A 24473-nucleotide genomic window follows, 5' to 3' on the forward strand; every position below is an offset into this window, starting at 1 on the left:
TTACAGGAGGTTGGCATGAGCAAAGAAAAACACAACCAACAAGGGTTAACCCTCGTTTATACAGGTCATGGAAAAGGAAAAACGACATCATCTTTAGGATTAGCTCTAAGGGGTATAGGCAGAGGATTTAAGGTGAAAATTTATCAGTTTATTAAATCGCCAGAGCGTTCGTACGGTGAACAAATTGCGCTTAAGAAGCTAGGTGTTGAAATGGTTCAACTGGGAGTAGGATTCACTTGGACGAAAACACCCGAAGAACACAGAGAAGCCTTAAGAAAGGGATGGCCAAAAGCAAAGGAAGCCGTTATGAGTGGAGAGTATGATCTCGTTATTCTAGATGAATTAAACAATGCTTTAGCCATTAACAAATTTCCAATTGATGATGTCTTACCGTTAGAAGAAGTGATTGATTTGATTCAAAATAAACCAACTCACGTCCATCTTGTGATTACAGGAAGAGATGCCTTACAAGAAATTAAACAGTTAGCTGATCTCGTTTCCGTCATTGAACCCGAAAAGCACTATTACAACGAAGGCATCCCAGCTGTTAAAGGAATTGAATTTTAGAGTTGGTGCAAAAAGGTCGAACTTAACCTTTTTGCACCAACTCTAAGCAATGAAGCGGAGCCGCCGTTATGTTTTAAGCTTTTTGAGTGGTCTTCTCAAAAAAGCGCACGACGAGTGGAGCCATTGCAAACATGTTCGCACTACTAAAGAAAAAAGGTCGCTCTTAATTCTTTTTGAACAATCGAACTATTCTTTTCATACAGTAAAATACCTAAAGTCAGGAGTAAAACTCATGAATAAAGCGATTCCTCTAATGATTCAAGGTACTCATTCAGATGCTGGCAAAAGCGCTCTCGTTACCGCTTTATGTCGGATATTTGTTCAAGATGGTTTTAACACAGCCCCTTTTAAATCACAAAACATGGCTTTAAACTCCTACATTACTGCTTGCGGAAAAGAAATTGGTCGTGCACAAGGTGTACAAGCTGAAGCAGCGGGCGTCGTTGCGACAACGGATATGAACCCAATTTTGATTAAACCAAGTGGAGAATACCAATCTCAAATTGTTGTTCATGGTAAACCTTATAAAAATATGAAAGCTGGGGCATATAGGCAAGACTTTTTTCAAAAAGGGTTACAATTAATCCGCGAATCTTACGACAGATTGTCAATACAATATGAACGAATTGTCATTGAAGGGGCCGGGAGTCCTGCTGAGGTGAATTTAAATGACCGGGAACTTGTGAATATGCGTGTCGCACAAATTGCTAACGCACCAGTGATTTTAATTGGGGATATTGAAAAGGGGGGCGTTTTTGCTAGTTTAGTCGGGACATTGCAGCTCATTGAACCAGAAGATCGAAAAAGAGTGATTGGTGTTATTATCAATAAATTCAGGGGAGATGTATCATTATTACAGCCAGGACTTACTTGGTTTGAGGAATATACGGGCGTTCCTATTTTAGGCGTTGTTCCATATATGGACGACTTACTGATTGAGGCAGAAGATTCAGTCGTTTTAAGCAATTATACGTCTAAAGTAGATTCCTCAAAAGAGATTGATATTGCTGTCATACGTTATCCAATGATTTCAAACTTTACGGATATCGATCCTTTTTTTGAGGAAACAGATTGTCATGTTCGGTTTGTAAGAAAGGCAGAAGAACTAGGAGAACCTGACTTACTTATATTGCCCGGTAGTAAAAATACAATTGAAGATATGATGTTCTTACACGGCACCGGCTTAGCCAATCGGATATTAGATTTGGAGCAGAAAGAGACGATGATAGTTGGTATTTGTGGTGGGTACCAAATGTTAGGGAATAGAATTGAGGATAAGTACGGAATGGAATCGTCGAAAAAAATGGCTGAAGGATTAGGATTCATTCCGATGACAACCTCGATGGCATCAAAAAAAACTACGGTTCAGTCTAGAGGGATTGCTATATTTGGCGAGAAAAACATTCCAGTTTCTGGGTATGAGATTCATATGGGGGAGTCTCACTATGAAAAGGAATGCAATCATTTTGTTCAATTATCAGAAAGAAATGAAGGAATGATCACTCATGATAAGCAAATAATCGGGACTTACTTTCACGGTATCTTTCATAATGATTTATTCCGAGAAGTTTTACTAAATGAGATAAGGCAGACAAAAGGATTGTCCCCCATTCATAACAGAGCCTCATTTGCCATAAAAAGAGAAGAAGGATTTGATTTATTAGCCAAGGTTGTTAGAGAAAATATTCAGTTAGATCGCATACATAGAATGATCATCGATTTTCAAGCAAAGGAACAGGAGACCGGGATCCAAGGTTGATTGATATATGATACAGAGGATGAAAAACGAAACTATGAAAAAAGGAATCAAAAAAAATGTTAGGTTATCTTAGTACATTTAACGATCCAATTATTATATTATGTGTCATTTTATTGGCTGCTATTTTATTAGATTTGATAATCGGTGATCCTTGTTGGATTCCACACCCTGTCGTACAAATGGGCAAGCTAATCTCATTTTTAGAGACTAGGTGGAACCGAGGAGAAAGGCGAATGAGAAAAGGGATTATTTTGACAGCAACAGTCATTTTAAGTATATTTTGCATTTCCTTTTCGATCGTCTTTTTTGCGTATCAATTACATCCGCTTGCTGGTGTTTTAGTCGAAATATACCTTATTTCAACTACCATTGCGATAAAAGGTCTTCGAACAGCTGCCAAAAACGTCCTCACTCCTCTAGTTCACGGCAATTTAGTAAAAGCAAGGAAAAATGTAAGCATGGTTGTAGGCCGTGATACGAAAAGCTTACCTGAAAGTGAAGTCGTTAGAGGGACGGTCGAGACAGTAGCTGAAAATACAGTCGATGGAATAACAGCTCCATTATTTTGGGCCATAATTGGTGGTGCACCCCTTGCATTGGTCTATCGAGCCATTAATACATTAGATTCCATGGTTGGATACAAAAATGAAAGATTCATGCAATTTGGATGGGCTTCAGCAAAGCTTGACGATGTAGTAAATTGGATTCCTGCAAGGGTAACAGCACTTTCGATGTGGCTTGCTTCTTTTTTTATAAGAGGATCTAAAATGAAACATGGGTTGAAAATAACATGGAGAGACGCAAGGAAACACCCTAGTCCTAACAGTGGTTGGTCAGAGGCTATGGTAGCTGGATTAATAGGAATCCAATTAGGTGGAATTAATTATTATAGCGGGGTCAAATCTATACGGGCAACAATGGGGGATCCGTTACGAGAGTTAGTACGATCAGATATAGAAAAATCAATTTTATATATGCATGGCGGTTGGATTGTTTTTTTTGTTATGGGAGTGGGTTTCTTATTTTTGTTTAGATAGTTTAAATGAGGTGAAATGATGAAGTGGCCAAATCATGGTGGGCAGCCAGAAACGATAAAACAACTTTTTAAGATGGAAAAGGATATTGAAATCCTTGATTTTAGTGCGAATTTAAACCCTCTAGGACCTCCATCTTGGTTAAAAGAAGCATTACGTGATTCTTATGATACGATTACTCGTTACCCTGAGCCGGCGTATTCTAGCAGCAGCGTCTCGTTAGCTAATCATGAAGGAATAGAAGAGGATAGGCTACTACTAACAAATGGTGGAGCGGAAGCTATCTTTTTAGTGGCGAAATATTTTGAAAATAAGAAAGCATTAATTGTTCATCCCACCTTCCTGGAATATGAACGAGCATGTAACCACTATCATATTGATGTGGAAGATGTCTTTTTTGAGTCGGAAAATGAATTTCAGTTACCGTTAAAATACATTTGTGAAAAACTAAATAAAACAGATGTTATCTTTTTGTGTCGCCCTAATAATCCAACAGGTACGGTAGTGAAAGAGGAAGAATTACAACTGCTTTTAGAAGAAGGAAAAAAAACGGGAACGAGCATTGTAGTAGACGAGGCGTTTGTAGATTTTCTACCGTCCTCTATTCCTTCTCTTTCTAAATGGTTATCTACATACTCCAATTTAATTCTATTACGTTCTTTAACAAAAATGTATACAATTCCTGGGCTTAGAATCGGATATATTATGGCTCATCCAAAAATAATTACCGTGTTAAAAGATGAGCAAATTCCATGGAGCATTAATTCGATGGCGGATGCTATTGTTCCAAAACTTCTTGAAGATACGACGTTTGTTGACGATACAAAAACATGGCTAATTGATCAATCTCAATATGTATCGAAGACCTTAACAGCTTTAGATTTCTACGTTTCGCCCTCAGAAGTAAACTTTTATATTTTGCAAGATAAAATGCATCTGCAACGAACAAATGAGCTCTTTCAATTTTTATTACGACATGGAATAGTCACTAGGCATACTCATAATTTTAAAGGACTAAATGGAGAGTTCATACGAATTGCGATTAGGTCTAAGGAAGAAAATGAGCAATTACTTTCTGTTCTTAGGAAGTGGAGAAATGAATCGTGATCATGTTTATTTCTGGTGGTGCTCGTTCGGGTAAAAGTCGTTTTGCAGAACATATAGCTGTTTCTACTTTTAAAAAAACGCAAAGAGCAAATAAACATGCGCGCTTGTATTACATAGCAACATCCAAAAGAAGCGATACTGAAATGGAAGAACGAATCCGAATTCATCAAGAAGAGAGAGTAAAAGAGTGGGAGACGATTGAAGAGTCCTATGACTTCTCATCGTTTCTTAAAAATTGTAACAAAGAAGATGTTATCCTTATCGACTGTTTAACCATCTGGTTAAGTAATGTCATGTTCGATTTAGAATATAGCACGAAAACATTAGAAGATGCTGTGAACAGTTGGTTAACCATTGCACAAGAAAAGCGATTTCATCTTATTTTTGTATCCAATGATGTAAATGAAGGGTTCCCTCATTCTTCTGAAGGAGTTCTGACATATATGTATGCTTTGCAATCGATACATAAGACCATTGTGGAAGACGCAGAACATGCTATTCAAGTTATTGCAGGACTCCCCACTTATTGGAAGGGAGAAGAACAATGAAACAAATGATGTTTGGTTTTATACTGGCCGTTCAATTTCTTACGCGGCTACCAGTTCCTTTTCATTGTCCATGGAACAAACATACGAGTAAGTGGGCAATTAGAAGTTACACTCTTGTCGGTATTGTATTGGGCTCAATTATAACGGCCATTACGTGGTCATTTGAATCGTATCTTCCTATAAGTATTATGACTTTACTCATTATTACTTTATGGGTATGGCTTACAGGAGGATTACATTTAGATGGTTGGATGGATGTAGCTGATGCAGTAGGTTCAAACGCCCCGCTTGAAAGAAAATGGGAGATTATGAAAGACCCTCATGTCGGGAGTTTTGGTAACATTGCGCTTCTATTTTTATTGGCTTGGAAAGTGATGTTGATTTATGTTTTGCTCGAGTCATTTGTTCCCCTATATTTGTTCCTTTTCATTTTAGCTTTTTCCCGCTTAGGAGCTGTTGCTTTAATGATTTTTCTACCTACTGCAAGACAACAAGGCTTGGCATGGGAATGGAAGAAAAATATAAATCGACTTGATTGTTTATATGCTGCTGTCCCTATTGGTGTAATCCTGTTCTTCTTTCATGAATTCCTCTATTTACTACCAGCATATTTTCTATTCATCGTATTGTTTGGGTTTTGGATCAAACATACGTTTAAAGGGACAAATGGGGACTTATTAGGAACAGCTATTGAAGGAGGCGAACTATGGGGACTTGCCATTACATGGATTTATTTTTCGTTCGTCATGGGGTAACGGATTGGAATAAAGAGAAACGTTACTTAGGACATACTGACCGAGAAGTGATAAATAGTGAACTAACTGAGTTAACAGATTTGAAAGAAGAATTAAAGAGAATGCATTTTGATCATGTATTTACGAGTGATTTACGTCGTTGCCAGGAAACTTTGTCCTATTTAAATCTTTCTTCGCATACTTCTATTGATACGAGATTAAGAGAAATGAACTTTGGGGATTGGGAAGGGAAAACCTATGAAGAGTTAAAACATGATCCAGCATATCGGAAATGGATCGATAATTGGGAACATTCTGACGTGCCAAATGGAGAGTCTGGTGAAGATTTTAAAGCTAGAATCAACGCTTTTTTTGACGAATTATTTCAACGTATTTTAGAAAATACTTTACATTCCAAACAGCAAGTTCTGGTCATGACTCATGGAGGGGTCATTCGCTATTTTGTTTCAAAAATGGTTTCGTCTCACACTTTTTGGAACCTTATAGTGAAACATGGACAAGGAATAAGGTTGTCGTTCGTTTGGCAGAAAGGAGAATGGGTATGCAGCTCGTTATCGGAGGTGCCTTTTCGGGAAAAAGAAAAATAGTGAGAGAAAGAAATCCAAATTGTAATTGGCTATCTGCATACAACCGCGATGCACTTTCAGAGTGGGAAGCACGATGGGAAAAAGATTCAACGTTAGTGATGGAAGGTTGGGAAAAGTGGGTAGCTGATGAGTTAGAGCAAAAAGAGAACAGTCATGAAATTCGAAGGAGTATGCAATCTTTTTTTCAGTTATTAAAGGAAGAAGAACGGAAAAGAGCGAATGAAATCGTTCTTATTATGGTAGAGGTCGGTAGAGGGATTGTCCCTTTGCATAAGGATGAGAGAATGTTGAGAGATCTTGCTGGATGGATCGCGCAAGATGCAGCCGAGGTTGCAAATGAGGTCCATTATGCATGGAATGGATTGGCAAAAAAATTGAAATAACTATCTTTATCAGTCATAAGATAATCCCCTTGCGTTGCAAGGCCACTGAAAAAGGTACGTTTTTCACCTTTTTCAGTGGCCTCGAAGCAATGAGCGGAACCGTTGCTTTGTTTTAAAGGCTGCTATGAGTGGGTTTCTCATAGCAACCGCGCAACGTGTGGAGCCATTGCTACTTCCTCGAATCTGCTAAAAAGGACTTTTTCAAGCCCTCTTGTGTTGCAAGGGGATGTTTATGTTCCAATTAGTTCCACCTTAAAGTAATTGGGTGTATATAGGGTTAGTGAACACTTACCAATTCTACAGGTCCGTGATCGTCACAGTGATCGCCATGAACGTGATGCAAGCGTCCATTGACTAAATAGTCCATGTGATCGCCATGAGGTACTAGTTCGTGACCGCAATCTCCATCGTGAGTACAACCACAATTCATGGGAAGGCATTTGTCTGGGTTATTCTCTGTAACAGGAATCTTGCACTCATCCCAATGTCCATTGTGTTCATGATGAAGGTGACCATTGTGTACGTAATCAATATGATCATCATGCTTAATCTTTGTATGACCACATGCCACACTGTGCTTATGTGGATGTTTTTCATGAATATGATGTTCTTGTTCCATTTTCAACCCTCCTTTTTATGTAGTATGAATTCGTTTCTTATATCTTATCCGCATAAATCGACGTTTAAACAGATGCTCGTTAATTGAAACCCTTTGACAATAGTGAAGACCTAGTTTAAAATATGAAAATAGTAATCATTACGATTTATTTAGGTGACAGGAGGTATTTATGAATAACACTATTCCGGTAACAGTCTTAAGTGGCTACCTCGGGTCAGGGAAAACGACTTTATTAAATCATATTTTGAAAAATCGTCAAGGACTGAAAGTGGCAGTTATAGTGAATGACATGAGCGAGATCAACATTGATGCTGAATTAGTCAAGCAAGGTGGCGAGTTATCAAGAACCGAAGAAAAATTAGTGGAGATGTCTAACGGATGTATTTGCTGCACGCTTAGGGAAGATTTATTAATTGAAGTGGAGAAGTTGGCTCTTGCTGGAAATATTGACTATATCGTCATTGAATCAACTGGCATTAGTGAACCAACGCCAGTTGCACAAACGTTTTCATATATAGATGAGGAATTAAATATTGATTTAACAAAATTTTGCCGTTTAGATACGATGGTGACTGTCGTTGATGCGAATCGTTTTTGGCAAGACTTTCGTTCAGGAGATAGCTTGCTCGATCGAAAAGAATCATTGGGTGAGGATGATACAAGAGAGATTGCTGATTTACTTATCGATCAAATAGAATTTTGTGACGTTCTTATTTTAAATAAGTGTGATCTTGTATTAGAACAAGAGTTAGAAAAACTAGAAACAGTATTAAGAACATTGCAACCAAAGGCAAAGATCATTCGCTCTGTTCAAGCTGATGTTGACCCAAAAGAGATCTTGAATACACATTTGTTTAACTTTGAAGAAGCAAGCAATTCAGCTGGATGGATTCGTGAACTGACAGCTGGGCACGAGCAACATACGCCAGAAACAGAAGAGTATGGGATTTCTTCTTTTGTTTATATGAGAAGAGAGCCATTCCACTCGGTGCGATTTTATAACTGGGTTAACAATAATATGCCAAATAACATTGTAAGAGCAAAAGGTATAGCTTGGTGTGCAACAAGAAACAATCTAGCCTTATTAATGTCTCAAGCAGGGCCTTCTGTGTCAATTGAGCCCGTTTCCTATTGGGTTGCTAGCCTTCCAAAAGCAGAACAAAAACAAATACTAAAGGAAAATCCTCATTTAGTAGACGATTGGGATGCTGATTTTGGTGACAGACATACAAAACTTGTATTCATAGGAACTGATTTAGACATAGAAGAAATCACGAAAGAATTAGACGGTTGCCTGTTAACAGATACTGAATTCACAACTGATTGGCAAACGTTAGAAGATCCGTTTGACTGGAATTTGCAGAAGGCGTAAGAAAGTAGGGAACTAAATTGATTTTATCTGGGAAGACGATTTTATCAAAAATTAACAATAGCGAGTTGGAAATCTCTCCTCTTACCAATGAGCAGATTCAGCCAGCATCTGTTGATTTACGATTAGGAAATCATTTTGTGACGATTGATGAGTATAAAGAAGGTTTGATAACACTTGATAGGTCCGCTAGTTACCGTGAGATTATTTCAAGTAACGAAACAATTATCTTGCCACCTCAAACTTTTTTATTAGCAACAACAGTTGAAACGATTAGATTGCCAAACAATGTAACGGCTTTTGTAGAAGGAAGAAGTTCAATAGGACGTCTTGGCTTATTTATCCAAAATGCAGGATGGGTTGATCCGGGTTTTGAAGGCCAAATCACACTAGAACTTTTTAATGCTAATCGTCTTCCGATTGAACTAACACTTGGTCGTAGAATCTGTCAACTCGTGTTTGCCGAAGTAAATGAAGAAGCTGAATCATACAATGGGAAATATCTTTTTCAAAGAGGGGCAACGCAAAGCGCAATTTATAAGGATATACTTTGATAATGGTTCTTGGAAAGTAGAACTCTTTTTTATTATGAGAGTTCTACTTTTATTAAGTTAATAAATAGTAATAATTACGGTTTGTTCGCTATAGGTATAAGAAGATCGTTAAATAGGAGGTTGAAAAGATGTCGAAAGTACCTGTATTTGTATTAAGTGGGTTTTTAGGAAGTGGAAAGACATCGCTGTTAGAGCGACTACTTCAAGAATGTTCCCAAAGAAATTTAACGACTGCTGTTTTGATGAATGAAATCGGAAAAACGGATACAGACGGTATAAGCCTTACTGGTAAGAGTAAGATTATAGAAAAGCTGTTAGATGGATGTATTTGCTGCAATAAAAAAAGTGAAGTCGTTCAGTGTATGGAAAAGCTCATTGCATTAAAGCCTGATGTTATTTTTATTGAATTAACTGGTGTTGCTAATCCAGAAGAGGTTGCTGATTCATTAACAGAACCAGCTTTAATTAATTCAGTTTATTTAGAAAAAGTAATTACGTTAATTGATGCTGAACATATTTTATCATACAATAGTTTGTTTGAATCGGATCGTGAACTAGTGAAAACAACTAGGAGACAAATAGAGGTTGCTGATTTACTTATAGTGAATAAGACCGATTTAGTATCAGAATCAAAAAAGCAAAAGATATACAAGGTCTTAGTAAAACAAAATTCAACGTCGAGAGTTTTCTTTTCAACATACAGTAAGATCGATTTAAATACATTATTTCATAACCTAAAGTCTCCCCAGCAAACGATAAAGGTTAAAATTAAAGGTGAACGACACGACCATCACAAGCATACTCCCAATCATTCTTATTCTCGTATCAAAAGCATAACACTGAAACTTTCCTCGCAAACAAGCACAACTGAAATTGAAACATTTCTTAAAAAGTGGAAGTCGAATCTTCTACGCGCAAAAGGGTATTTATCTCTAGGGGATGGTACATATCTCATGCAGCATGTCATGAAACGAGTAAATTGGGAGCGCGCTACTTATACTGGAGACCCATACTTAGTTCTGATTGGAATCGAGCTGAATGAGGAGGGAATTAAGAAGGAATGGGAACGCATCGTTCAGAAGGCTAGTGTATCGTCATAATAACACGAACGTTAGGATTTCTATTAATCCTAACGTTTTTTAAAATTAACACATATAAAACGAAAATAGACGACATTCTTATCATCAATTAAATCGTAATTATTATTATTTGTACTCATGAAGACCTCTTGTCCGCATATATATGTATAAACAAATGATGGAGGTCTATTAAGCTAATGCGGATTAAACTCACTCTTACAGAAGTAATTGGTTTTATTCTTCTTGGAATCGCGATCATAATAATTATTTTTAATAATAGTTTTACAATAAGCAATCTGTTTTTTCCTGAGTCACTGCTAACCTTTAATATGATTTTTCTTAGCATATTAATTGAAGCGATCCCATTTGTTTTAATAGGTGTTTTTATAGCAGGAATCATTCAAGTTTTTGTGACGGAAGAGCACCTTAAAAGACTCATTCCCAAGAATAAATTGTTAGCTGTCATTACAAGTTGTTTAATAGGTGCTTTATTTCCAGCTTGTGAATGCGGGATTGTCCCCATTGTTCGCCGTTTAATCGCCAAAGGAGTTCCCCTTTTTGCTGGAGTAGGTTTTCTGTTAACAGGTCCGTTAATTAATCCAATCGTGGTGTTCTCTACCTATATGGCTTTTGGTGAAAATCTTAGGATGGCCATGTTAAGGATGGGCCTAGGGTTAATGATTGCAATAATCATTGCCGGGATCATTTGTATTCTTTATAAGTCAAATCAATTAAAAAGAAGCAATGCATCACTTGCCATCCAAGCACAGACGGTTTCTAAACAACCTCTGGGCAAGAGGCTAAAGGCAATGTTCGAGCATGCGATTGATGAATTTTTTGATATGGGTAAATTTTTAATTATGGGAGCTATTTTAGCAGCGTTTGTTCAGACATCTATATCGACTAAATCGATTCTTGGTTTAGGGGAGGGGATCCTTGCTTCTACACTTGTGATGATGGGTCTTGCTTATTTACTCTCTTTATGTTCTGAAGCTGATGCGTTCATTGCTGCCTCATTTCGACATCTCTTTCCACAAACTTCATTACTGGGGTTCTTAATTTATGGTCCAATGCTTGATTTGAAAAATACGATCATGATGATGGCTGTATTTAATATTCGTTTTGTTATTGTTCTTATGGTGGTCATAACAGGTGCTGTATTAGGGCTCCTACTTTTCGTTCATCCATGGATATAAAAGGAGGGAGAGACGATCGTACATATACAAATAAGACAAGCGGTAAAAGCTTTCGTTTTATTGCTGTTTGCTGTATTTATTTTCATTTTACATGAGACAGGGGAGATTACTCGATTTATTAACCCGAACTATCTCTATTTCAGTCAAATAGCTTCCGTTATTTTTTTATTTTTATTTTTTATTCAAGTACCTCGTATTTTCACACCTTTACAAATGGAGAATGATCATAGTGAGTGTGGTCTTTGGGGATGTAATCATGATGCTGATGAAGGAGGTTTAACGTTAAAAACCATTTTTGCTTACGGATTAATCATTTTGCCGCTTCTGACAGGATTTCTGCTCCCGTATAAAGATTTCGGCGCAGCAGAAGCGCTTAATCGAGGAATTAGCTATTCAACCCATGATCATGGTCATTTGGAAGAACATGACCTACTTGATGGACAGCTGGATAGAAGAGTAAAAGAAATGTTAATGCAACCTGTCATTCATTTTAATAATGAAAATTTTGCAAGGTACATCGGTGCTATTACTACTTATCCTAAGAGTTTTGTGGGAAGATCAATTGTGTTAGAAGGGTTTATACTAGAAGATGACTCTCTTACTAGTAATCACACAATTATTACTAGATTTCTTGTAACCCACTGTGTTGCGGATGCTCATGCTACTGGACTTGTTATTGAGAACGGAGCATCCTTTGGATTTCAAGAGAATACATGGATCCGAGTAAAAGGAGAATTGAATGTCAAAAAGGGTGATAGCATACTTATTCCTATTATTAATGTTAGCAGTTGGGAAGAAATTCAATCTCCAATGGATCCATATGTGTACCCATAGTTAATAAGCAATTATGTCTTTATATTTATTTTGTAAACAGTCATCTAGCATTGTTATAATTTCTTCTTGATTCAATTCAGATCCAATGAAAAGAAACTCAGTTAACGCATCAATCGATTTCGTACAGTTCATTTTAGTAGTTTCAACTTGTATGGAGGACCCAATTTGGGAGATGTAATAGTGCTCTTGTGTAAAGGGACTATAGCATCTTCCTTTCATTCGAAAGACCTCACGAGGGATTTTAGTGAAAAACTGTTCTAAGCGACTAAAATCGACTGGCAATTGGCTCTGATATACAAAGGTATCAATGCCAAATTGTCCTATTCCTTTCAGGTTACTTCTAGAGGAGAAAAGGTTAAATTGATCAACATAGAGGGAAGAGGCTGCTTTCATGTTAAAAGCAGTCTTTTTATCTTCGCCTCTCCAGTCGCTATCGTTCATTACACTTATTAAAGCTCTAGGTTGTAAATTTTGTATAAATACCATTAATTCGCCTAGTCGTTCATGTGAAAGCTGGTTTGTATTCGAGAGGTAAATCATTTCAGCCAGCTCTAACTGATGAATCAGTGCTTCGCCTAATGTATACTCGAGTGTATGGTTAGTTAACTCAATCCCATGTTCAGAAAAATAAGAAAACCAAAAGTCCCGTGCATCAATTACATGAATATGGGACTTAAGGTACCAATTTTGATGGTTATTTTGAGAAATTGAGCAATCAAAAAGTGAATCTATATCTGAGGTTGGATAAATATCTAAAAGGATCTCGTCTACATTTCTGTGACTCGATATCTCTTCTAGAGTAGTGATTAGATTGGTCAATGTATTTATCTCTAACTCATGAGCAGCTTCACCAATAAAATGTGTAAGAGGATAGGGATCTGCTGAATTAACTACTAAGTTAACATCGGTAGGGCGAAAAAGAATCACTTTTATTTTTGATTGTTTACTTCCTTGAATTTCTTTAATTAAATCACTTTTGTCTTTTATTGAGAAGCCTGTTACGACTGTTAGAGGTTTTCGTTGTTCCAATCTTCACACATCCCTATTTCCATTTGTTGAATATTACCAGCTTGATTTCTTAACACCTGGAATTTGACCTTTATGAGCCAGCTCTCGGAATGCAATCCTAGAGAGTCTAAATTTTCGCAAAACAGCACGCGGTCTACCCGTCATTTCGCATCTTCTCGTTAATCGACTTGGGGCAGAATCTCTTGGAAGCTTACTAAGCCCAATATAGTCACCTTTTTCTTTTAGTTCTCTTCTTCTTTCTGCATAGCGAGCGACAAGCTCCTGTCTTTTCAATTCCTTTGCAACCTTTGATTTTTTGGCCATTATGACAACCACCTTTCATCTGTTCGATAATCAAAATCATTACGATTTATATGCTATAGGAAAAATTGTAAAAAGTAAAGTTCATACAAAAAATAATTCGTAGTAATTACTATTTATTATTGACGGTCTATTATACTTTTAAGTATAGTAATTGAGTGCAAATAATAATAATTTCGATTTGTCGGTGGATATTTTCTAAAAAAAAGGAGTTAAATATTTATGATTAAAAAGCATGCAATTCTTTATATGATTTTTGCCGTACTTCTCGCTTTTGTTACAGGTTGTAATAACGCAGGTGAGGATACTGCTTCGAAAGTGCAGGAAGAAGGTACAAGTGAGTCTTCTGAGACAGAGGATAAGTCTTTAACGATGTTGTTTAGTTTTGCCTCTAAAACGATAGACCCTCATCAGGACTGGATGGGTGTTCGTGCAGGTATTGCAGAAACGTTAGTAAAAATTGATGAAGACTTACAAATCCAGCCATGGTTAGCAGAATCATGGGAGCAAAACGATGAGAGAACATGGACGTTTACCATTCAAGATGGTGTTACATTCCACGATGGAACACCGGTTGATGGAGAGGCTGTAAAAGCTTCGTTTGAGCGTGTAATTGACGTGAATGACGCGATTGCATCTAACTTAAAAATTGAATCTATGGAAGCGAGAGGACAGGAAATTACGTTTATTACAACAGAAGAGTATCCATCGTTTCTTTCTGAACTAGTGCATACAAATGCTTCTATTATAAAGGCAGACGAAGAAAATATAAGTGAACAACCAATCGCAACAGGCGCATTCAAAGTGGCTGACTTTACAGCGGAAGCAGAGATTAAACTAAAAAGATACGAAGATTACTGGGACGGGGCAGCAAACATTGATGAGGTGACAATAAAGTTTAACTCTGATGGTAATGTTCGAGCCCTTGCTCTTCAATCAGGTGAAGCAGACATTGCTTATCATTTGCCTCCTGAGGCGTTAGATCCAATCGAAAACAGTGAAAATCTTCGTGTTGAATCGGTTTCAAGCTTACGTGTTCATTTCATTCTTTATAATGCAGCAAAGCCTGCATTACAAGACGTAAGAGTTCGAAAGGCGCTAGATTTACTTGTTAATCGTCCTGTAACAGTAACTGAGATCATGAATGGACATGCAACAACTGCAAATGGGCCGTTCCATCCTGATTTTGCATTTGCAAGTGAAGAAGAGCCAGAAAGCTATGATCCTGCAAAAGCAGAGGTGTTACTGAAGGAGGCTGGATACGCGAAGAATGAGGATGGGAAGTTAGAAAAAGAGGGAGAGGTTCTTGAGTTAACATTGGCAACTTTTCAGGGACGACCAGAACTTCCATTAATGGCGCAATACTTACAAGCAGAAGCTGCAAGTCTAGGAATTGAGATCAATATTGTAACGGTTGAGAACATTGATAGTTATTTATGGGATCAACAGGATGAATGGGATCTAGTGACGTACTCTATTTTAACGGCACCTCGAGGAGACGGCGGTTATTTCTTAAATGTTGCCTATTTACCAGATGGTTCATTAAATCCAGGACAAATCGATATTCCAGAAGTAAATGAAATAACGAAACAACTAAATGTAACAGCTGATCTAAAAGAGCGCGTTGCCTTGCAAAAGAAAGCTGTTGCTATCATTCAGGATGAGGTTCCACAATCGTTTATTTTATATCCTCATATTATTGTAGGAGTCAATGAACGTGTTAAGAACTGGAGTCCAGGGTCTGAAGAATACTACTTAATTACCAATAAAATGGATCTGGAATAATAGAAAGGTGAAAGTGTCTTAAGATACTTTCACTTTTCTTGTTAGCTTTTTATAGAGGTTGTTCAAAAAGGGGTGTTTTTCGCTTTTTGAACAACCTCGAAGCAATGAGCGAAGCCGCTACATGCCCTTAAGTCCGTGTGAGTGGGGTTCTCGCACGGACGCATAGCGAGTGAAGCCATTGCCAACTTCTTGAACACGCTCTTATAACTTAATGTTTGGCAGGTGAGTAACATGCGGAGAATTTTATCTATTATTGGTTCGAGAATGCTCCAATTAGTCATAATGGTTTTAATCCTTTCTTTTGTGACTTTTTTATTAATGAAAGTCACACCCGGTGATCCTATTAGAGCTATTTTAAAAGTAGATGATGTGATTTCTACGACAGCTGAAGAGGATAGATTAATGAAAGAATATGGTTTTGATCAACCAGTCTTAGTGCAATATAGTCGGTGGATTTGGAGTGTTGCACAATTTGATTTAGGAGAATCAATCATCGCTAAAAGGCCAGTGCTGGACATGATTATGAGTAGATTACCGGCGACGGTTGCTTTATCGATAGGAGGCATGCTGGTACTCTTTTTGGTTTCAGTTCCACTTGGAATGTTAGGAGCTGTTTATGAGGGGCGTTGGCCTGATTATCTAAGTAGATGGATGGCAATGGTGGGAGCTTCTATTCCAAGCTTTTGGCTTGGGTTGTTGTTAATTTATTTTTTCTCTTTAAAACTCAATTTATTACCCGTAATGGGGAAAGGTACATTCGCTCATTTCGTATTGCCTTCGATTACTCTTGGGGTTGCTATGGCTCCAATGTATATTAGATTATTACGAGAACGACTCATTTCGACGTTGCAAAGTTCTTACATCGAAGCAGCAAAAGCAAGAGGATTACGAAAGGAACGTATTCTTCTTTTTCATGCTCTAAGAGGGAGTCTGATTCCGTTAGTTACCATGTTTGGATTAAGCATTGGCAGTCTTCTCGGAGGAATAACAGTTATTGAAATTCTCTTTTCCTGGCCAGGAATGGGGGAACTGATTGTGAATTCCGTGATGCAACGTGATTATCCGGTCATTCAGGGTTATATCCTTATTATAGGGTTCCTAGTAGTGATAACAAACCTTATCGTAGATTTAATGTACTTGATGATAAATCCTCAAATAAAGCAAGGAAAGGAGTTAGGGTAATGGAAACAACATTGATTATCAAAACCTCTCGACTTCTCCGTAATCCTAATATGAGTATTGGAATGCTCCTTGCTATGCTTCTTGCAGGTGTTACGTTTCTTGGAGGAGCCCTCGTTCCCCATGATCCCTTTCAAATTGATATGAGCAACAGGTTGCAAGGAGCGTCTTCTGCTCATTGGCTAGGAACGGATCAATTAGGTCGGGATGTTTTTTCAAGAATGGTATTCGGTGCGAAGTTAACGATTGGGTTAGGGATGTTTGCGATCGTAATGGCAATTTGTATAGGCGTTCCAATCGGTCTTTTTTCAGGTTACATTGGTGGGAGAATTGATGCTTTTTTTATGAGAATCATAGATGGAATTTTAGCTTTTCCTGATTTTATTTTAGCCATTGCGATTGCTGGTATGTTAGGACCTAGTCTAACCAATATGATCATTGCGATTGTTTTAGTAAGATGGATTGTTTATGCTCGTGTTGTCAGAGGTTTAGTTCTTGCGGAAAAAGAAAAAGAATATGTTTTAGTTTCAAAGGTCTCTTATTCTAGTACCTTCAAAACGATCCGCATGCATTTGTTACCTCAAGTGATGCCAGACATTATTGTCATGGCCGCTATTGACGTTGGGAAAGTAATTTTACTAATTTCTGCATTGTCCTATATTGGTCTTGGAGCGCAACCACCTATCCCAGAATGGGGAGCGATGCTTAACGATGGTCGAGGATACTTTCAAGTGATACCTTCTCTTATGATCTACCCAGGGCTTGCAATCATGTTAACCGTTTTATGTTGTAACTTACTAGGAGATGGGTTAAAAAGTTATTTTGATATTCGAAAAGGGAGGGATTATTTGTGAGCGAGCCTCTTATTTCCATACAAGATTTGCATGTTGAGAATAGAGTTTGTGAAAAGTCGCTTTTGAGAAAAGTCAATGTAGAGGTGAAAAAGGGGGAGATTGTTGGTTTGATTGGAGAAAGTGGTAGCGGGAAAAGCTTAACAGCGAGAGCCATCATGGGTCTTCTTCCGTTAGAAATGAATGTAAGTGGCCGTATCTTATATAAGAACGATGATCTGATGAAGATCACATCAAAAGAACACCGTAAACTTCTCGGGAAAGAAATAGGCATTATCTTTCAAGATTACCGTGGGAGCTTTACTCCATTTATTAAGATTGGAAAGCAAATGATTGAGACTATTTGTACACATCAATTGGTTCGAAAAAAAGAAGCAAAGAACATAGCTTTTCGGGTTCTTTGTGAAATGGGTCTGAATTCAGAACGAGTTTACCATAGTTATCCGTTTCAATTAAGTGGTGGACAGGTTCAACGTGCTGCCATTGCAATGGTCTTGGCATTAAGACCAGCCTTAATTATATGTGATGAGATCACAACGGCATTGGACTTAATGAATGGAGAGAAAGTATTAAGTTATATAGATCAAGTTCGGAAGGAAACTGGTTGTGCTGTCCTAATGATTACTCATGATCTAGCCCAAGCTTATAAGCGAACGGATCGTATGTATGTGATGCATCAAGGTGAAATCGTTGAAGAAGGTTTACCAGAACAGATTCGCTGTCATCATAAGCACCCATATACAAAAAAACTATGTTCTTGTTTGCTTTCCCTTCCTGAAGACGAATCAGTACGAAAGGAAAGAGTGATTTCCTTATGAGTCTAGTCGTAGATGGTTTATCAAAACATTATTCTAAAAGCGTTCACGCTTTGGATAACATTTCGTTTCGTGTAAACGCGGGAGAATGCATTGGGATAGTAGGGGAAAGTGGGAGTGGGAAAAGTACACTAGCAAGAGTACTCTTAGGATTAGAATCCTATAAAGATGGTCGCATTACCATTAATGGCAAACCAATAGCTCCGAAGAAACGAGCCCTCTTACGCGAGTACAGAAAGAGTGTACAAATGATTTTTCAAGATGCGACAAGTACGTTGAATCCGAAGTTACCGATATGGAAAAGTATACTAGAACCACTAGATAACTTTAAGGAAATCACCCCTTCTTTTCTACAGGCAGAAGGCCTTTCAAGAAAAGAAGTTGCAGAAGAGCTTTTAGAAATAGTGGGGTTAGAGAAACAAATGGTCGATCGCTATCCCGGAGAATTAAGTGGAGGACAAAAGCAGCGAGTAAGTATTGCTAGAGCTTTAAGCATTGAACCAACCCTTCTTGTCTGTGATGAACCGACAGCAAGCTTAGATGTTACGGTTCAAGTTCAAATTTTGCGTCTGCTAAAGGATCTTCAGAAAAAAACGAACATGACTATTCTTTTTATCTCTCATGATATAAGGGCTGTAACATTTTTATGTGAAAAAGTGATTGTCCTTAAAAACGGTTCCATTGTCGATCAGTTCGGACTGGAAGGAATTTACCATAAAGAACGTCATCCTTATACAAAAGCCTTAATTAAAGCAGCGTCAATTGAGTAAGTACCAAAAAAGAGAGACAATCTTTTCATAAAGTAAGAATAGTAAAAGGAGAAAAGGATGAAGGTAGCGACAGCTTCTTTAGAATTAAAGAATGCCTTGCCTTTAAGTCATAGGCAGTACTTAATACTCGCGATCCCACTTATTATTTCAGGTATCTCGACTCCGATATTAGGTGCGGTTGATACAGCAGTAGTTGGACGAATTCCTGATCCGGCTTCAATTGGTGGAGTAGCGATTGGGGCCGTTATTTTTAATACGATGTATTGGCTTCTAGGCTTTCTCCGAGTTAGTACGAGTGGTTTTACTGCCCAAGCACAAGGGGCAAATAATCAAAAAGAAATGCTATTGTCGTTTTTTCGACCGATGATTATGGCCGTGATATTTGGCTTGTTTTTCATCATGTTACAGCAGCCTATTTTACACATTGCCTTATCTTTAATCGGAGGAAGCGAAGCGGTATCGATAATTGCTGCAACCTATTTTTCTATTCGAATTTGGGGTGCACCATTTATTCTTCTAAGCTATGTAATGATTGGTTGGCTGATGGGGACGGGGAAGGTTCAATTATCTTTAGCGACCCAAATATTAATGAATGTCTTAAATATCATTTTAAGTATTGTTTTTGTTTTAGTGTTCGATATGGGGGTTACAGGGGTTGCTTATGCCACACTAATCTCCGAAATTAGTGCTGTTTTATTTGGAGCATGGATCATTTTTCGAACCGAAAAAGTGAGTGTAAGGCACATCAGCCTCCAAATGTTACTGGAGTCTGAACCCTTAATAAAGATGTTAAAAGTTAATCGAGATTTATTCCTGCGAACCGTTTGTTTACTTACGATGACCGGGATCTTTACCGCAAAGGGTGCAAGTATGGGGGAAGTAACATTAGCAGCCAATGCTATTCTATTGCAGATTCACTATATTATGGCCTATTTGTTTGGCGGATTTGCCAATGCATCGAGTATCATTGTCGGAAGAGCAATAGGAGGAGGAAATTACTCCCTTTATAAACGTGCATTCTCTCTATCAGCACAATGGGGCTTTGTTGCCGCATTCATATTGTCTTTAACCATACTTGTATATGGAGATAATATAGTTTCATTTTTCACAACGATTACAGAGGTAAAAGAAACTGCATTTGAGCTCTTATTATGGATGACAGTTTTTCCTATTGTTGGATTTTGGGGTTTGCAATTAGAAGGGATTTTTTCAGGTGCTACAGAGGCCGGATCTATTAGAGATTCTATTATCCTAGCATTATTCGTATTTTTATTAGCTATTTGGTTGTTCGTACCTAATTATCATAATCATGGAATTTGGTTCGCCTTTGTATTATTTAGTCTGGCACGTTCCTTCTTTTTATCATTATTTGTACCGAAATTAACTCGAACTAAATTTAGTTAACTTGATTATATAAACTAATAATAAGTGTAGGCTGACTCGACGTGAACTGTCTTAAGAGTCAGCTTTTTATTTTCTGAGAATGATTATGCAATTTGGTTACTGATGTTGGCTACTTTGAAATTTGGCCATAGAAGAAGATTAAATTGGAATCCTTCCTTTTCATCCTGCGTAAGATGATAAAGATAGACAATAAGGAGACTGTGTTCTTACTTTTTTAATTAAAGGAAAAACTTAAAGTAGGCGTTTGTCACATGATCGCCTATTTTTGCGTATAGTATGAGTAAGTGAAAAACTTGGTGTAAGACGGAACTGCAAAGGGGTGTACATCATGAGTAACCCGGTTAACTCCAAAAAAAGAGGGCGGATTAATGTGGTATTAAACCATAAACCGAATGAGAAATTCGGACAGAATGGATCCCTTTTTCAAACCGAAGAAGAAAAAGAAGCGCATGATATTTTAACCCGTTTCGAGAAAAAGTTAGAAGAATATGTAGGATTGGAAGAAGTGAAGAGGCTCGTTAATGAAATTTATGCATGGCTTTTTATTAACCAGCGTCGTGAGGAGCAAGGGTTAAAAGCGAGCAAGCAAGTGCTTCATATGATTTTTAAAGGAAACCCTGGAACAGGAAAGACAACAGTGGCAAGAATTATTGCCGAATTCTTGCATCAGATGGGGGTACTGGCAAAAGGACACTTTATGGAAGTGGAACGTGCTGATTTAGTTGGGGAATATATTGGACACACAGCACAAAAAACAAGAGATGTATTAAAGAAAGCAAGTGGTGGTGTGTTATTTATTGATGAAGCCTATTCGTTAGCAAGAGGTGGAGAAAAGGATTTTGGAAAAGAGGCAATTGATACGTTAGTGAAGGCGATGGAAGATCACCAACATGATTTCGTCTTAATATTAGCAGGTTATTCAAGAGAGATGGATTATTTCTTATCGCTTAATCCAGGACTCCCATCTCGTTTCCCCATTGCGATTGATTTTCCTAATTATACAACTGATGAATTAATGGAAATGGTTCGTCGGATGCTATCGGAGCGGGAGTATGTGCTAACCCAAGAAGGAGAATTTCACATTAAAGAACACATCAGACGGATTAGACAGGAACAAGAACGTACATTTAGTAACGGTCGTTATATACGTAATATAATAGAAGAAGGGATTCGGCTGCAGGCCGTTCGACTTCTGAAAGATAATACGTTTGATCGTGACTCCTTATTAACGATGAAACGTGAAGATTTTAAATTTCATTCTTCGCATGTTAAGGTAAATTAAAATGCGAAGAAGCCTTGTGGTACAAAAAGGAAAAAGTAAATAGTAAGGAATAACCTAGGCTGTTGATCCGTGTTGTCAACAGCCTTTTTTGATAGGATTATTATGATTCAGAGTTGAATCATATACTATGTTTATTTAGTTAATTGTCTCCGATCTTCCACTTGAGGCGGTTCCTCCATCCAACCTTTTTTAATCATAATTTCTCCACCTTCTTTTGCAAAGTTGAAAACCTTTTTACCTAGACGTGCCATTGTAAAAGGTATATCACTTCGTAAACTAAAAGCACCACCAAGTGAATTACTGCCAAGACCGAAAGTGCTTAACAAGTTCGTAGTATAAAGCATCATCTTATCAGAGAATGGAGCAACTGTTGAATTAGTAGCTTTTCCTGCATGTGTAGCTGGTGGTTCGATATAATCCTTTCGCAAATATTCTCCTAACTTGGTTTCAACTTCTTTGGATAATTTCATTCCTTTTACAAAATATTTCTTTGCCTCATGATCGTTTGCTACTTGGGCAAAACCAATCATTAACTGCATCCCTGTTAGGTTTGTCTCAATAGCATGGTGAATCTGAGAAAGTTCAACGACATTTAAAGATCTGGCTTCCTTTAACAACTGATATCCCGATAAATAATGAATATTTCGAACAAAAGCAACTTCCTTTGGCATGGATACATATGGCGGACGGGAAAGCACGCCTTTCTCTAAAAGAATTTGTGCACACTGATCAAATATTTGTTGAGAATTTGTTGTCAATTGATTAAAAAACTGTCTTATATCTTTACGATAGGACATGGTTGAAAAGAGGGCAAAAAGATTTATTTCTATTTTGCTCATCATATGTAAAAACATTGGCTCATACAAATAGTCGAATAATTTAGGAGTACCTTTATTAACGTCATTTTTAGTAAAGCCAGTAGGAATAACGGCTCCTTCTTGCTGAAAGATATTTATAATTGTTTCTATTGTTTGAGCAGAAGCATCGTAACATGACTGTAGAATTTGTTGAGTGTTTTGATCTTCGGCATGTTCAAGAAAATGCTCTAAAAACCTCATAAGCATTGTTTTTTCTTGAAAAGTCATCCATAAATTCCCTAATTCTGAAGACGTAATCGTAACTTGATTAGATGTAGTCATGAAGCTGGACCCCTTTTCCCTTTTTTTATATATTAACCATTTACTAATTAAATTATATGCTTGTTCGATTTTTTTGTATATTCGGTTTTGTTCCTTGATGGTTCAGGTGTTCAAATTAAGCATTCAATCATAATAATTGAAATCTGTTTTTTTTGCTCGTTCATGGTATGATGCGTATGAAATGATTGCGGAAACAAAGGATAATAAGAACACTAATAAAGGATGTGGAAATCGTTGCAAGAAATTAACCATAGAGAAACAGAGAATGTTATCTTAGTTGGATGTCAATTAGATACAGACGATGTGGCATTTAAACGGTCGTTGGAAGAACTGAAAAGCTTAGTCGAAACGGCCAAAGGAACAGTTGTTGGAACGCTGACGCAAAAGCGTCCCAAAGTTGAACCTTCTACATATATCGGAAGAGGAAAAGTTGAGGAGTTAATCCTTTTAATAGAAGAAAAGAATGTTGATACAATAGTATTTAATGACGAGTTATCACCTAGCCAAATTCGGAATGTTCATACAAGAACTCAAAAAACGGTTATTGATCGAACTCAATTAATATTAGATATTTTTGCTTCGAGAGCTCGCTCAAGAGAAGGGAAATTACAAGTAGAACTAGCACAATTGTCTTATTTATTGCCACGTCTTGCTGGTCAAGGGTTGGCTCTTTCACGTCAAGGAGGTGGAATTGGATCTAAAGGTCCGGGTGAAACACAACTTGAAACAGATCGAAGACATATTCGTAGAAGAATGGATGAACTTAAACAGCAACTTGAAGCGGTAGTTTCTCACAGGCAGCGTTATCGAGAGCGTAGAAAGCAAAATGAAGCTTTTCAAGTAGCGATTGTTGGCTATACGAATGCAGGGAAATCAACGATTTTAAATCGACTAGCAGAAGTAGATACATTAGAAGAAAATCAGCTATTCGCGACCCTTGACCCAACGACAAGACAGTTTACTTTGCCGAGTGGGATGAAGGTATTACTTTCGGATACTGTAGGATTTATACAAGATTTGCCGACGACTCTTGTAGCCGCGTTTCGCTCAACGTTAGAGGAACTTCAAGAAGCAAATTTATTGCTACATGTTGTGGATAGCTCGAACCCTGATTATGAGCAACATGAGAAAACGGTGAAACAATTAATAACGGAACTAGGATCAGAGACCATTCCACAACTGGTTGTTTACAATAAAAGTGAACAGAAAGTGGCTGAGTTTTTTCCGACCAATGAAGAGGACTCAATTGAGATTAGTGCGTTTGAACAAGATGATCTTGAAAGTTTAAAGCATGCAATGGAAGAAAAATTAATGGAGCAAATGATTGAATACCATGTTTTATTAAAAGCAGATGAAGGTGCGCTTCTTTCAAAATGCCGAGAAACTACCCTTATTCAAAAGCAAGATTGGAATGAAGAAACAGAGCATTATGATATCCGTGGGTATGTTTTACCTGACACGGCACTAGGACATGAACTAAAGATAAGGTCGGTAATCGAACCAAAGAGAATGAAAGTGGATGAATAAG

The 24473-nt window shown here is 37.5% G+C and carries 25 protein-coding genes; 21 read left to right on the forward strand and 4 right to left on the reverse strand.

What is annotated here, in order from left to right; genetic code table 11:
- The first annotated feature begins 15 nt into the window (after positions 1 to 15).
- The 8 genes from SAZ04_RS02520 to SAZ04_RS02555 all read left to right on the forward strand — a co-directional run bounded on the left by SAZ04_RS02520 (position 16) and on the right by SAZ04_RS02555 (position 6740).
- Positions 16 to 567, forward strand: a complete 552-nt coding sequence (locus SAZ04_RS02520) for a cob(I)yrinic acid a,c-diamide adenosyltransferase (protein ID WP_332690521.1) — start codon at positions 16 to 18, stop codon at positions 565 to 567.
- Between the two features lie 232 nt (positions 568 to 799).
- Positions 800 to 2326, forward strand: coding sequence for a cobyric acid synthase (locus SAZ04_RS02525; RefSeq protein ID WP_332690524.1), 1527 nt, complete (start codon positions 800 to 802; stop codon positions 2324 to 2326).
- Between the two features lie 56 nt (positions 2327 to 2382).
- Entirely contained in the window at positions 2383 to 3363 is a 981-nt protein-coding gene (gene cbiB / locus SAZ04_RS02530) for an adenosylcobinamide-phosphate synthase CbiB (protein WP_332690527.1), read from the forward strand.
- 15 nt (positions 3364 to 3378) lie between these two features.
- Entirely contained in the window at positions 3379 to 4467 is a 1089-nt protein-coding gene (cobD, locus tag SAZ04_RS02535; protein WP_332690530.1) for a threonine-phosphate decarboxylase CobD, read from the forward strand.
- A 2-nt stretch (positions 4468 to 4469) separates the two neighbouring features.
- Entirely contained in the window at positions 4470 to 5015 is a 546-nt protein-coding gene (locus SAZ04_RS02540; protein WP_332690665.1) for a bifunctional adenosylcobinamide kinase/adenosylcobinamide-phosphate guanylyltransferase, read from the forward strand.
- Positions 5012 to 5770 carry an adenosylcobinamide-GDP ribazoletransferase gene (cobS, locus tag SAZ04_RS02545; protein ID WP_332690533.1) on the forward strand — a complete coding sequence of 253 codons (759 nt, stop codon included), beginning with the start codon at positions 5012 to 5014 and terminating at the stop codon, positions 5768 to 5770. Before SAZ04_RS02540 ends, cobS begins: the two co-directional genes overlap by 4 nt.
- Positions 5722 to 6357, forward strand: a complete 636-nt coding sequence (locus tag SAZ04_RS02550; protein ID WP_332690536.1) for a histidine phosphatase family protein — start codon at positions 5722 to 5724, stop codon at positions 6355 to 6357. The genes cobS and SAZ04_RS02550 overlap by 49 nt, the downstream gene beginning before the upstream one ends.
- Positions 6312 to 6740, forward strand: coding sequence for a bifunctional adenosylcobinamide kinase/adenosylcobinamide-phosphate guanylyltransferase (locus SAZ04_RS02555; protein ID WP_332690539.1), 429 nt, complete (start codon positions 6312 to 6314; stop codon positions 6738 to 6740). The genes SAZ04_RS02550 and SAZ04_RS02555 overlap by 46 nt, the downstream gene beginning before the upstream one ends.
- Before the next feature lie 277 nt (positions 6741 to 7017).
- On the opposite strand, the gene SAZ04_RS02560 is transcribed toward SAZ04_RS02555, so the two are convergent.
- Positions 7018 to 7359, reverse strand: a complete 342-nt coding sequence (locus SAZ04_RS02560) for a hypothetical protein (protein WP_332690541.1) — start codon at positions 7357 to 7359, stop codon at positions 7018 to 7020.
- A gap of 169 nt (positions 7360 to 7528) precedes the next feature.
- Between SAZ04_RS02560 and SAZ04_RS02565 the strand changes: the two genes are divergently transcribed.
- The 5 genes from SAZ04_RS02565 (at position 7529) to SAZ04_RS02585 (ending at position 12391) form a co-directional block, all read left to right on the forward strand.
- Complete coding sequence (locus SAZ04_RS02565; protein ID WP_332690544.1) at positions 7529 to 8731, forward strand: GTP-binding protein; 1203 nt, start codon at positions 7529 to 7531, stop codon at positions 8729 to 8731.
- A 17-nt stretch (positions 8732 to 8748) separates the two neighbouring features.
- Positions 8749 to 9282 (forward strand): dCTP deaminase, encoded by a 534-nt coding sequence (gene dcd / locus SAZ04_RS02570; protein ID WP_332690547.1) that lies wholly within the window; start codon positions 8749 to 8751, stop codon positions 9280 to 9282.
- A gap of 128 nt (positions 9283 to 9410) precedes the next feature.
- Positions 9411 to 10382, forward strand: a complete 972-nt coding sequence (locus SAZ04_RS02575; protein ID WP_332690550.1) for a CobW family GTP-binding protein — start codon at positions 9411 to 9413, stop codon at positions 10380 to 10382.
- Between the two features lie 176 nt (positions 10383 to 10558).
- Positions 10559 to 11557, forward strand: a complete 999-nt coding sequence (locus SAZ04_RS02580) for a permease (protein ID WP_332690553.1) — start codon at positions 10559 to 10561, stop codon at positions 11555 to 11557.
- A 30-nt stretch (positions 11558 to 11587) separates the two neighbouring features.
- Positions 11588 to 12391 (forward strand): TIGR03943 family putative permease subunit, encoded by an 804-nt coding sequence (locus tag SAZ04_RS02585; RefSeq protein ID WP_332690668.1) that lies wholly within the window; start codon positions 11588 to 11590, stop codon positions 12389 to 12391.
- Here the strand turns inward: SAZ04_RS02585 and SAZ04_RS02590 are convergent, their stop codons facing one another.
- The gene (locus SAZ04_RS02590) at positions 12392 to 13420 is read right to left on the reverse strand and encodes a GTP-binding protein (protein WP_332690556.1); all 1029 of its coding nucleotides are present in this window, start codon (positions 13418 to 13420) and stop codon (positions 12392 to 12394) included.
- Between the two features lie 33 nt (positions 13421 to 13453).
- Positions 13454 to 13723 carry a 30S ribosomal protein S14 gene (gene rpsN / locus SAZ04_RS02595; protein ID WP_332690559.1) on the reverse strand — a complete coding sequence of 90 codons (270 nt, stop codon included), beginning with the start codon at positions 13721 to 13723 and terminating at the stop codon, positions 13454 to 13456.
- Between the two features lie 219 nt (positions 13724 to 13942).
- Here rpsN and nikA point away from each other — a divergent pair, with 219 nt between their 5' ends.
- The 7 genes from nikA to spoVK all read left to right on the forward strand — a co-directional run bounded on the left by nikA (position 13943) and on the right by spoVK (position 21806).
- Positions 13943 to 15505 carry a nickel ABC transporter substrate-binding protein gene (gene nikA / locus SAZ04_RS02600; RefSeq protein ID WP_332690562.1) on the forward strand — a complete coding sequence of 521 codons (1563 nt, stop codon included), beginning with the start codon at positions 13943 to 13945 and terminating at the stop codon, positions 15503 to 15505.
- Positions 15506 to 15736: 231 nt separating this feature from the next.
- A complete protein-coding gene (gene nikB, locus SAZ04_RS02605) occupies positions 15737 to 16687 on the forward strand; it encodes a nickel ABC transporter permease (RefSeq protein WP_332690565.1) in 951 nt (316 codons plus the stop codon).
- Positions 16687 to 17538, forward strand: coding sequence for a nickel transporter permease (nikC, locus tag SAZ04_RS02610; RefSeq protein ID WP_332690568.1), 852 nt, complete (start codon positions 16687 to 16689; stop codon positions 17536 to 17538). The genes nikB and nikC overlap by 1 nt, the downstream gene beginning before the upstream one ends.
- Positions 17535 to 18353, forward strand: coding sequence for an ABC transporter ATP-binding protein (locus SAZ04_RS02615; protein WP_332690571.1), 819 nt, complete (start codon positions 17535 to 17537; stop codon positions 18351 to 18353). Before nikC ends, SAZ04_RS02615 begins: the two co-directional genes overlap by 4 nt.
- A complete protein-coding gene (locus SAZ04_RS02620) occupies positions 18350 to 19120 on the forward strand; it encodes an ABC transporter ATP-binding protein (RefSeq protein ID WP_332690574.1) in 771 nt (256 codons plus the stop codon). The genes SAZ04_RS02615 and SAZ04_RS02620 overlap by 4 nt, the downstream gene beginning before the upstream one ends.
- 57 nt (positions 19121 to 19177) lie before the next feature.
- Complete coding sequence (locus tag SAZ04_RS02625) at positions 19178 to 20524, forward strand: MATE family efflux transporter (protein ID WP_332690577.1); 1347 nt, start codon at positions 19178 to 19180, stop codon at positions 20522 to 20524.
- Positions 20525 to 20852: 328 nt separating this feature from the next.
- Positions 20853 to 21806 (forward strand): stage V sporulation protein K, encoded by a 954-nt coding sequence (gene spoVK / locus SAZ04_RS02630; RefSeq protein ID WP_332690580.1) that lies wholly within the window; start codon positions 20853 to 20855, stop codon positions 21804 to 21806.
- Positions 21807 to 21937: 131 nt separating this feature from the next.
- Here spoVK and SAZ04_RS02635 read toward each other — a convergent pair whose 3' ends face one another.
- Entirely contained in the window at positions 21938 to 22945 is a 1008-nt protein-coding gene (locus tag SAZ04_RS02635) for a DUF3231 family protein (RefSeq protein WP_332690583.1), read from the reverse strand.
- 234 nt (positions 22946 to 23179) lie between these two features.
- Here SAZ04_RS02635 and hflX point away from each other — a divergent pair, with 234 nt between their 5' ends.
- On the forward strand, positions 23180 to 24472 hold the full coding sequence (gene hflX / locus SAZ04_RS02640) for a GTPase HflX (protein WP_332690586.1): 1293 nt from the start codon (positions 23180 to 23182) through the stop codon (positions 24470 to 24472).
- The last annotated feature ends 1 nt before the right edge of the window (position 24473 follow it).

Origin of the sequence: Halalkalibacter lacteus (assembly GCF_036663595.1) — a bacterium.
GTDB lineage: Bacteria > Bacillota > Bacilli > Bacillales > Bacillaceae_D > Halalkalibacter > Halalkalibacter lacteus.